General features: G+C 63.1%; 10 protein-coding genes. All 10 read left to right on the top strand.

Annotation, left to right across the window (positions count from 1 at the left end; all coding sequences use genetic code 11):
• Positions 1-38 precede the first annotated feature (38 nt).
• The 10 genes from rpsL (at position 39) to rplW (ending at position 8,982) form a co-directional block, all read left to right on the top strand.
• A complete protein-coding gene (rpsL, locus tag QTH86_RS15495) occupies positions 39-416 on the top strand; it encodes a 30S ribosomal protein S12 (protein ID WP_013543948.1) in 378 nt (125 codons plus the stop codon).
• 147 nt (positions 417-563) lie between these two features.
• Positions 564-1,037, top strand: coding sequence for a 30S ribosomal protein S7 (gene rpsG / locus QTH86_RS15490; protein WP_114968651.1), 474 nt, complete (start codon positions 564-566; stop codon positions 1,035-1,037).
• An 84-nt stretch (positions 1,038-1,121) separates the two neighbouring features.
• Positions 1,122-3,221, top strand: a complete 2,100-nt coding sequence (gene fusA / locus QTH86_RS15485; RefSeq protein WP_286647093.1) for an elongation factor G — start codon at positions 1,122-1,124, stop codon at positions 3,219-3,221.
• Between the two features lie 140 nt (positions 3,222-3,361).
• Positions 3,362-4,555 (top strand): elongation factor Tu, encoded by a 1,194-nt coding sequence (tuf, locus tag QTH86_RS15480; protein WP_286647092.1) that lies wholly within the window; start codon positions 3,362-3,364, stop codon positions 4,553-4,555.
• A 21-nt stretch (positions 4,556-4,576) separates the two neighbouring features.
• Positions 4,577-4,891 carry a 30S ribosomal protein S10 gene (gene rpsJ / locus QTH86_RS15475; protein WP_028250951.1) on the top strand — a complete coding sequence of 105 codons (315 nt, stop codon included), beginning with the start codon at positions 4,577-4,579 and terminating at the stop codon, positions 4,889-4,891.
• 137 nt (positions 4,892-5,028) lie between these two features.
• Positions 5,029-6,600, top strand: a complete 1,572-nt coding sequence (locus QTH86_RS15470) for a hypothetical protein (protein WP_286647091.1) — start codon at positions 5,029-5,031, stop codon at positions 6,598-6,600.
• Positions 6,601-6,611: 11 nt separating this feature from the next.
• Positions 6,612-7,154 carry a hypothetical protein gene (locus QTH86_RS15465; RefSeq protein ID WP_286647090.1) on the top strand — a complete coding sequence of 181 codons (543 nt, stop codon included), beginning with the start codon at positions 6,612-6,614 and terminating at the stop codon, positions 7,152-7,154.
• 192 nt (positions 7,155-7,346) lie between these two features.
• The gene (gene rplC / locus QTH86_RS15460) at positions 7,347-8,027 is read left to right on the top strand and encodes a 50S ribosomal protein L3 (RefSeq protein ID WP_286647089.1); all 681 of its coding nucleotides are present in this window, start codon (positions 7,347-7,349) and stop codon (positions 8,025-8,027) included.
• Positions 8,027-8,647 (top strand): 50S ribosomal protein L4, encoded by a 621-nt coding sequence (rplD, locus tag QTH86_RS15455; RefSeq protein ID WP_286647088.1) that lies wholly within the window; start codon positions 8,027-8,029, stop codon positions 8,645-8,647. The genes rplC and rplD overlap by 1 nt, the downstream gene beginning before the upstream one ends.
• Entirely contained in the window at positions 8,644-8,982 is a 339-nt protein-coding gene (rplW, locus tag QTH86_RS15450) for a 50S ribosomal protein L23 (RefSeq protein WP_286647087.1), read from the top strand. Before rplD ends, rplW begins: the two co-directional genes overlap by 4 nt.
• The last annotated feature ends 2 nt before the right edge of the window (positions 8,983-8,984 follow it).

Below are 8,984 nucleotides of genomic sequence, written 5' to 3'. Positions count from 1 at the left end.
GAGGCGCAAGGTCGGGGTGTTTTGGGACTTATTCATTCATGCCAACCATCAATCAACTGGTGCGTCAGGGTCGAACGGTCGAAAAGATCAATTCGAAGAGCCCTGCCATGCAGAACTCGCCGCAACGCCGCGGTGTCTGCACCCGCGTCTACACCACGACGCCTAAGAAGCCCAACTCGGCGCTTCGTAAAGTTGCCAAGGTCCGCCTGACCAACGGCTTCGAAGTCATCTCCTACATCGGCGGCGAAGGCCACAACCTGCAGGAACACAGCGTGGTGCTGGTTCGTGGCGGTCGTGTCAAGGACTTGCCCGGTGTTCGCTACCACATCGTGCGCGGTTCGCTCGACTTGCAAGGCGTGAAAGACCGCAAGCAGTCGCGTTCCAAGTACGGCGCGAAGCGCCCCAAGAAGGCCTAAGCCTTCTTTTTGTCGATTCAACGGTGTTCGGTTGCCTTGGCGGGCACATCGAACGAAGTGACCCACTATCGGGTCGAGTAAGTGAGAGTTCTTGTTGGCTCTCGCGGTACCGCAAACGGTGCCAACTGAAGCAAAGAGGTTAGAAACATGCCACGTCGTCGCGAAGTCCCCAAACGTGAAATCCTGCCGGACCCGAAGTTCGGCAATGTCGAGCTGTCCAAATTCATGAACGTGATCATGGAAGGCGGCAAGAAGGCTGTGGCCGAACGCATCATTTATGGTGCGCTCGAGCAGATCGAGAAGAAGAACCCGGGCAAGGACCCGGTGGAAGCCTTCACGATGGCCATCAACAATGTGAAGCCGATGGTCGAAGTGAAGTCGCGCCGCGTCGGTGGCGCGAACTACCAGGTGCCCGTCGAAGTGCGCCCGGTGCGCCGTCTGGCCCTGTCGATGCGCTGGATCAAGGAAGCCGCCCGCAAGCGTGGCGAGAAGTCGATGGCCCTGCGTCTGGCCAACGAACTCATGGAAGCCACGGAAGGCCGTGGCGGTGCCATGAAGAAGCGCGATGAAGTGCACCGCATGGCCGAGGCCAACAAGGCCTTCAGCCACTTCCGCTTCTAAAGAACCGTCCCTCAATCAGACAGGCTGGAAGCCCGACCTACCGTGTGGTGGGCGGGCTTTCATCCGTTAACGGAGTAATTTCTCATGTCCCGCAAGACCCCCATCGAGCGCTACCGCAACATCGGTATCTCCGCGCACATCGACGCTGGCAAGACCACGACGACCGAGCGCATCCTGTTCTACACGGGTGTGAACCACAAGATCGGTGAAGTGCATGACGGCGCCGCCACCATGGACTGGATGGAACAGGAACAAGAGCGCGGCATCACGATCACCTCGGCTGCCACGACCTGCTTCTGGAAGGGCATGGCCGGCACGTTCCCCGAACACCGCATCAACATCATCGACACCCCCGGTCACGTGGACTTCACCATTGAAGTCGAGCGCTCGATGCGCGTGCTCGACGGTGCCGTGATGGTGTACGACGCCGTCGGCGGCGTGCAGCCCCAGTCGGAAACCGTCTGGCGCCAGGCCAACAAGTACCGCGTGCCCCGCCTGGCGTTCGTCAACAAGATGGACCGTACCGGCGCCAACTTCCTGCGCGTTCGTCAGATGATGATCGACCGCCTGAAGGCCAACCCCGTCGTGATCCAGATCCCGATCGGCGCCGAAGACAAGTTCCAGGGCATCGTCGACCTCGTGAAGATGAAGGCCATCATCTGGGACGAGGACAAGGGCGTGACCTTCCAGTACGGCGAGATCCCGGCCGACATCGTCGACGTCTGCAACGAGTACCGCGAGAAGCTCGTGGAAGCCGCTGCCGAAGCCAGCGAAGACCTGATGAACAAGTACCTCGAAGGCGAAGCGCTGACCGAGGAAGAGATCAAGGCCGCCATCCGTCAGCGCACCATCGCCGGCGAGATCCAGCCGATGCTGTGCGGCTCCGCGTTCAAGAACAAGGGCGTGCAGGCCATGCTCGACGCGGTCATCGAATACATGCCCGCGCCGACGGACATCCCGCCGGTCAGCGGCACCGACGAAGACGAGGCGCCGGTCAGCCGTAAGGCCGACGACAGCGAGAAGTTCTCCGCGCTGGCATTCAAGCTGATGACCGACCCGTTCGTGGGCCAGCTGACCTTCGTGCGCGTCTACTCCGGCGTGCTGACCAAGGGCGACAGCGTCTACAACCCGGTGCGTGGCAAGAAAGAGCGCATCGGCCGGATCGTTCAGATGCACGCGAACAACCGCGAAGAAGTCAACGAAATCCGCGCCGGCGACATCGCCGCCTGCGTGGGCCTGAAGGAAGTGACCACGGGCGAAACCCTGTGCGACCCGACGGCCATCGTGACGCTCGAACGCATGGTGTTCCCGGAATCGGTGATCTCGCAGGCCGTCGAGCCCAAGACCAAGGTCGACCAGGAAAAGATGGGCATCGCGCTGCAGCGCCTGGCCCAGGAAGATCCGTCCTTCCGCGTGAAGACCGACGAAGAATCCGGCCAGACCATCATTTCGGGCATGGGCGAGCTCCACCTCGAAATCATTGTGGATCGCATGAAGCGCGAATTCGGTGTGGAAGCCAACGTGGGCAAGCCGCAAGTGGCCTACCGCGAAACCATCCGCAAGACGGTCGAAGATGCCGAAGGCAAGTTCGTGCGTCAGTCGGGCGGCAAGGGCCAGTACGGTCACGTGATCCTGAAGGTCGAGCCGCAGGAAGCCGGCAAGGGCTTCGAGTTCGTCGACGCGATCAAGGGCGGTGTGGTTCCTCGCGAATACATCCCTGCGGTCGAGAAGGGCGTGATCGAGGCGCTGAACCAGGGCGTGCTGGCCGGTTACCCGGTCGTCGACGTCAAGGTCACGCTGCACTTCGGTTCTTACCACGACGTGGACTCGAACGAAATGGCGTTCAAGATGGCCGCCATCTTCGGTTTCAAGGAAGGCTGCCGCAAGGCCAGCCCCGTGATCCTCGAGCCGATGATGGCCGTGGAAGTCGAAACGCCGGAAGACTACGCCGGCAATGTGATGGGCGACCTGTCCAGCCGTCGCGGCATGGTGCAGGGCATGGACGACATGATCGGTGGCGGCAAGGCCATCAAGGCCGAAGTGCCGCTGTCGGAAATGTTCGGCTACTCGACCACGCTGCGCTCGATGTCGCAAGGCCGCGCCACGTACACGATGGAGTTCAAGCACTACGCTGAAGCGCCGCGTAACGTTGCCGAAGCCATCGTGGCCGCTCGCGCGAAGTAAGTTGCAAGAATGTGGGGCAGCGCAGTGCGCGGCCTTTCTTGTCTGCGATCCGGTGCCGCCCTGTTCCCGTGCGGGGCGAACCAGCAATCGGATGCAGACATAAAACCAATACACGGGACTGCTCTTTCTAAGGATTGAAAATGGCAAAAGGTAAATTCACCCGCACCAAGCCGCACGTGAACGTGGGCACGATCGGTCACGTTGACCACGGCAAGACCACGCTGACGGCGGCGATCGCAACCGTTCTGTCGGCCAAGTTCGGCGGCGAAGCCAAGGCGTACGACCAGATCGACGCGGCGCCCGAAGAAAAGGCCCGCGGCATCACGATCAACACCGCGCACGTCGAGTACGAAACGGCCAACCGTCACTACGCCCACGTCGACTGCCCCGGCCACGCCGACTATGTGAAGAACATGATCACCGGCGCCGCCCAGATGGACGGCGCCATCCTGGTGTGCTCGGCCGCCGACGGCCCGATGCCCCAGACCCGTGAACACATCCTGCTGGCACGCCAGGTGGGTGTGGGCTACATCATCGTGTTCCTGAACAAGTGCGACATGGTCGACGACGCCGAGCTGCTCGAGCTGGTCGAAATGGAAGTGCGCGAGCTGCTGGACAAGTACGAATTCCCGGGCGACGACACCCCCATCATCCACGGCTCGGCCAAGCTCGCCCTGGAAGGCGACAAGGGCCCGCTGGGTGAACAAGCCATCATGAAGCTGGCCGACGCCCTGGACACCTACATCCCGACGCCCGAGCGCGCCGTGGACGGCACCTTCCTGATGCCTGTGGAAGACGTCTTCTCGATCTCGGGTCGCGGCACGGTCGTGACCGGTGCTGTCGAGCGCGGCATCATCAAGGTCGGCGAGGAAATCGAGATCGTGGGCATCCGCCCGACGGTCAAGACCACCTGCACCGGCGTGGAAATGTTCCGCAAGCTGCTGGACCAGGGCCAGGCTGGCGACAACGTCGGCGTGCTGCTGCGCGGCACGAAGCGCGAAGAAGTCGAGCGCGGCCAGGTGCTGTGCAAGCCCGGTTCGATCAAGCCGCACGTGCACTTCACCGCTGAAGTCTATGTGCTGAGCAAGGACGAAGGCGGCCGCCACACGCCGTTCTTCAACAACTACCGTCCGCAGTTCTACTTCCGCACGACGGACGTGACCGGCGCGATCGAGTTGCCCAAGGACAAGGAAATGGTCATGCCTGGCGACAACGTCAGCATCACCGTCAAGCTGATCAACCCGATCGCCATGGAAGAAGGCCTGCGTTTCGCCATCCGCGAAGGCGGCCGTACCGTGGGTTCGGGCGTCGTGGCCAAGATCCTCGATATCTAAGCCGGACGCAAAGGAATCACCATGGCTACCAAGCAAAAGATCCGCATCCGCCTGAAGGCATTCGACTACAAGCTGATCGACCAGTCGGCGGCCGAGATCGTCGACACCGCCAAGCGCACCGGCGCCATCGTCAAGGGCCCCGTGCCCCTGCCGACGCGCATGAAGCGTTTCGACATCCTGCGTTCGCCGCACGTCAACAAGACGTCGCGCGACCAGTTCGAGATCCGCACGCACCAGCGCCTGATGGACATCGTCGACCCGACCGACAAGACCGTGGACGCGCTGATGAAGCTCGACCTCCCGGCCGGCGTGGACGTCGAGATCAAGCTGCAGTAAGTCTTTCGACTTCTGCATGCGTCAAAGCCCGTCGGCAGTCATGCCGGCGGGCTTTTTTTCTGCGCTTCGTGCCATGCGGCTGTGGCATTCTCCGAAGAGCGGGTGGCGATGGCTGCCACCGGCGCAAGGAGTTCTACATGGGTCGAAAGTGGTTGTTCCGGGTGTACCTGGTGCTTTGCGTCGCGACACTTGCCGCGTGTGGCGGCGGCGGGGGAGGCGGTGGGACCGCGCCCGCGAGCGCGCCGGCTTCGACCGACGGCACGGTCGCGATTCAAGGCGTGGCGACCTTCGACTCGGTGCCGAATGCAAGCAGCGGACGGCTCGATTACAGCGCCATCAGCGCCAAGCCGATCCGGGGCGCGCTCGTCGAGGCCGTGGCCGACAATGGCAGCCGGGTGCTGGCAAGCGGCACCACCAGCGAAACGGGTGCCTATGCGTTGTCGGTTCCGGTGAACACGACGATGCAGATCCGAGTGCGCGCGCAGCTCCAGCGCAGCGGCGCACCGAGCTGGGACGTGACGGTGCGCGACAACACCGCTTCTGGCGCGATCTACAGCATTCAGTCGGCCGCCTTCGACAGCGGCAGCGCGGCGTCCCTCCAGCGCGATATCCATGCGCCGTCCGGCTGGAGCGGCAGCGCCTATGCGAGCACGCGCGCCGCCGGCCCCTTTGCGCTGCTCGACACGGTGCATGTGGCGATCGACAAGGTCGTGTCCGTCGCCCCCGCGCTGAACTTCCCTGCATTGCGCGTCTACTGGAGCGTCAACAACGTCCCATCGTCGGGTGACCCGGCACTGGGCCAGATTGGCACCACGTTCTTTCGCTCGGAAAGCAACGGCATGCGCGCCATCTACGTTCTCGGTCGGGCCGACGTCGACACCGATGAGTACGACGCGTCGGTGGTGGCCCACGAGTGGGGCCACTACTACCAGTCGGCGTTCAGCCGCGATGATTCGCCGGGCGGGCAACATGGCCCAGGAGATTTGCTCGACCGTCGACTGGCCTTTTCGGAAGGTTGGGGCAATGCGTGGTCCGGCATCGCCTTGGGCCGCTCCACCTACAGCGATTCGGGCGATGTCGGTCAGGCCGCCGGCTTCTCGCTCGATCTGAGCGCCGCCCCCGCCGCGAATCGAGGCTGGTTCAACGAGCAGTCGATGCAGGCCATCTTCTGGAACCTGGAGCGGGCCACCGGCTTCGGCCCCATTCACGCGACCATGACCGGACCGTTCAAGAACGGTTTGCCGGTGACTTCCATCCACCCGTTCGCGGCCGCCTTCGCCGTGGCCGCGCCCTCCCAGGCGAGCACGCTGGCGAACCTGCTGGCCGGCCAATCCATCAGTTCCTCGACCAACGATCCCTTTGGAACGCTGGAAACCAACAATGGCGGTGTGGCACTCGCCACGCCGCTCTACGGCACCACGGCAACGCAGGCCTGCGTGACCAACCAGGCCGGGTCCGCCAACAAGCTCGGCAATTTCGCGTACGTCCGCTTCACCCTGGCGAGTGCCGGCCCCCACCGCATCATCGTTTCCGGTCCGGGCACCACCGACCCCGATTTCGTGGTCTACCAAGGCGGGGTGATCGGTGCGAGTGATGTCCTGCTGCCCGCCACGGAAGACGCCACCCTGAACCTGCCGGCAGGCGAAAGTGTCCTGGTGATCCAGGACTTCAATGCGACCAGTGCATGTTTCAACGTCTCGATCACCTGAGGAGTGTGGCCATGAGCGCACCGTCATCCTTCGCCCATCCACGTCTCGCGTTGCTGGTCTTGCTGGCAGTGGCCGTTGCCACGCCAGCCTGTGCCGATGCAGGTCCGGGGCACACCCGGCAAGCCGGCGCAGCCCCGGCCGCCCTGAAGGCCGTCGCACCCCGCAAGGCGAATGGCTCCGGCATCGAGGTGCAGTTCCGTATCGACGGTACCCCGCGTCTGGGCGAGGTGCTGCCGGTCACCCTGAGCTTCGTCGGCATCACCGACCCCTCCGGGGCGAGCGTCCGCTTCACGGCCGATGCCGGACTGTCGTTGCCCGCCACCTACCTGGCTAGGCTTCCGCTCGCGGCCGGCCAGCCCGTGCCGACGATGACGGTTCCCGTCACGCCGACCGCCGATGGCTTGGCCTACCTCAACGTCTTCACCGCGCAGGGTGGCTCGACCAGCGCCAACTCGGTGCCGATCCAGGTCGGCAGGCCGGTGGCCGCCAAGGCCGGCGGTGAACTCAAGTCGACGCCGACCGGCGACAAGATCTTGATCCTGCCGGTCCCTTAACCGGGGCCTTGTGCTATCGCGTCGGCGCAGGCTATAATCGCCGGCTCTGCCCGTTTTGCGCCTTAAGGGGTGCAATGCGGTCGGGATTTATCAACCTCCTTTCGTGGCCGATTCCCTTCGGGGCGCGGTCAACGCTGTCGCCAATTGAAGTGGCAGCGGCGAAGGGAGACTTCCATTTTTTGGAGAAAACAAATGAGTCTGAGCAACTCCCTCGGGTTGCTGGGCCGCAAGGTGGGGATGATGCGTCTCTTCACCGATGACGGGGACGCAGTTCCTGTCACGGTGGTGGATGTGTCCAACAACCGTGTGACCCAGATCAAGTCGCAAGAGACCGACGGCTACGTCGCGCTTCAAGTGACGTTCGGCTCGCGCAAAGCATCGCGCGTGACCAAGCCGCAAGCCGGCCACCTCGCCAAGGCGGGTGTCGAAGCTGGCGAGATCATCCAGGAATTCCGCGTGACCGCCGATACGGCCGGTCAGCACAAGGCTGGTGGCGTGATCGCCGCGGGCAGCGTGTTCGCGGTCGGCCAGAAGGTGGACGTGCAGGGCACTTCCATCGGCAAGGGCTTCGCTGGCACGATCAAGCGTCACAACATGAGCTCGCAGCGCGCGTCGCACGGCAACAGCCGTTCGCACAACGTGCCGGGCTCCATCGGTATGGCGCAGGATCCGGGCCGTGTGTTCCCGGGCAAGCGCATGACGGGCCACCTCGGCGACGTCACCGTGACCACGCAGAACCTCGACGTGATCCGCATCGACGAAGCCCGTCAACTGCTGCTCATCAAGGGTGCGATTCCGGGTTCGAAGGGTGGCTTCGTCACCGTGCGTCCTGCGATCAAGGCCAAGCCGCAAGCGGCTGAAGGAGCGAAGTAATGCAACTCGAACTCCTGAACGAACAAGGCCAGGCTGCGTCGAAGTTCGACGTCCCCGAAACCGTGTTCGGCCGTGACTACAACGAAGACCTGGTGCACCAGATCGTCGTCGCCTTCCAGGCCAACGCCCGCCAAGGCACGCGCGCCCAGAAGGACCGCGAACAGGTCCATCACTCGACCAAGAAGCCTTTCAAGCAAAAGGGAACGGGCCGTGCCCGCGCCGGTATGACGTCTTCGCCCCTGTGGCGTGGCGGCGGCCGCATCTTCCCGAACATGCCCGACGAGAACTTCACGCAGAAGATCAACAAGAAGATGTACCGCGCCGGTATGGCTTCGATCCTCTCGCAGCTCGCTCGCGAAGGCCGTCTGGCCGTGGTCGATTCGATCAAGGTCGACTCGCCCAAGACCAAGCCGCTGGCTGACAAGTTCAAGGCGATGAACCTCGCGTCGGTCCTCGTGATCGCCGAAGAAGTCGACGAGAACCTGTACCTCGCCTCGCGCAACCTGGTGAACGTGCTCGTCGTCGAGCCGCGTTACGCCGATCCGGTGTCGCTGGTGCATTACAAGAAGGTGATCGTCACCAAGGGCGCCGTCGACAAGCTCAAGGAGATGTTCGCATGAGCCGCATGAATCCTACGCCTGCCTTCCGGACCCAGTTCGCTGAAGGCCGCCTGATGGCCGTGCTGGTCGCACCGATCGTGTCCGAAAAGGCAACGATGGTCGGCGAGAAGTCGAATGCCGTCACTTTCAAGGTGCTGCAGGACGCCACCAAGCCCGAGATCAAGGCCGCTGTTGAACTGATGTTCAAGGTCGAAGTCCAGGGCGTGTCCGTGCTCAACACCAAGGGCAAGACCAAGCGCTTCGGCAAGTCCATCGGTCGTCGCGACAACGTTCGCAAGGCCTATGTGACGCTCAAGCCTGGTCAAGAGCTCAACCTCGTCGGGGAAGGTGCTTAAAT

This window comes from Variovorax sp. J2L1-78, from assembly GCF_030317205.1.
Lineage (GTDB): Bacteria > Pseudomonadota > Gammaproteobacteria > Burkholderiales > Burkholderiaceae_C > Variovorax > Variovorax arabinosiphilus.
Note: the sequence above shows the minus strand (reverse complement) of the source record. Positions and strands in the feature narration are given on the sequence as shown.

Excerpts from the sequence above, each read along its gene's own strand:
- fusA (WP_286647093.1), top strand. The coding sequence starts at position 1,122 with ATGTCCCGCAAGACCCCCATCGAGCGCTACCGCAACATCGGTATCTCC.
- tuf (WP_286647092.1), top strand. The coding sequence starts at position 3,362 with ATGGCAAAAGGTAAATTCACCCGCACCAAGCCGCACGTGAACGTGGGC.
- rpsJ (WP_028250951.1), top strand. The coding sequence starts at position 4,577 with ATGGCTACCAAGCAAAAGATCCGCATCCGCCTGAAGGCATTCGACTAC.
- QTH86_RS15470 (WP_286647091.1), top strand. The coding sequence starts at position 5,029 with ATGGGTCGAAAGTGGTTGTTCCGGGTGTACCTGGTGCTTTGCGTCGCG.
- rpsL (WP_013543948.1), top strand. The coding sequence starts at position 39 with ATGCCAACCATCAATCAACTGGTGCGTCAGGGTCGAACGGTCGAAAAG.
- QTH86_RS15465 (WP_286647090.1), top strand. The coding sequence starts at position 6,612 with ATGAGCGCACCGTCATCCTTCGCCCATCCACGTCTCGCGTTGCTGGTC.
- rplC (WP_286647089.1), top strand. The coding sequence starts at position 7,347 with ATGAGTCTGAGCAACTCCCTCGGGTTGCTGGGCCGCAAGGTGGGGATG.
- rplW (WP_286647087.1), top strand. The coding sequence starts at position 8,644 with ATGAGCCGCATGAATCCTACGCCTGCCTTCCGGACCCAGTTCGCTGAA.
- rplD (WP_286647088.1), top strand. The coding sequence starts at position 8,027 with ATGCAACTCGAACTCCTGAACGAACAAGGCCAGGCTGCGTCGAAGTTC.
- rpsG (WP_114968651.1), top strand. The coding sequence starts at position 564 with ATGCCACGTCGTCGCGAAGTCCCCAAACGTGAAATCCTGCCGGACCCG.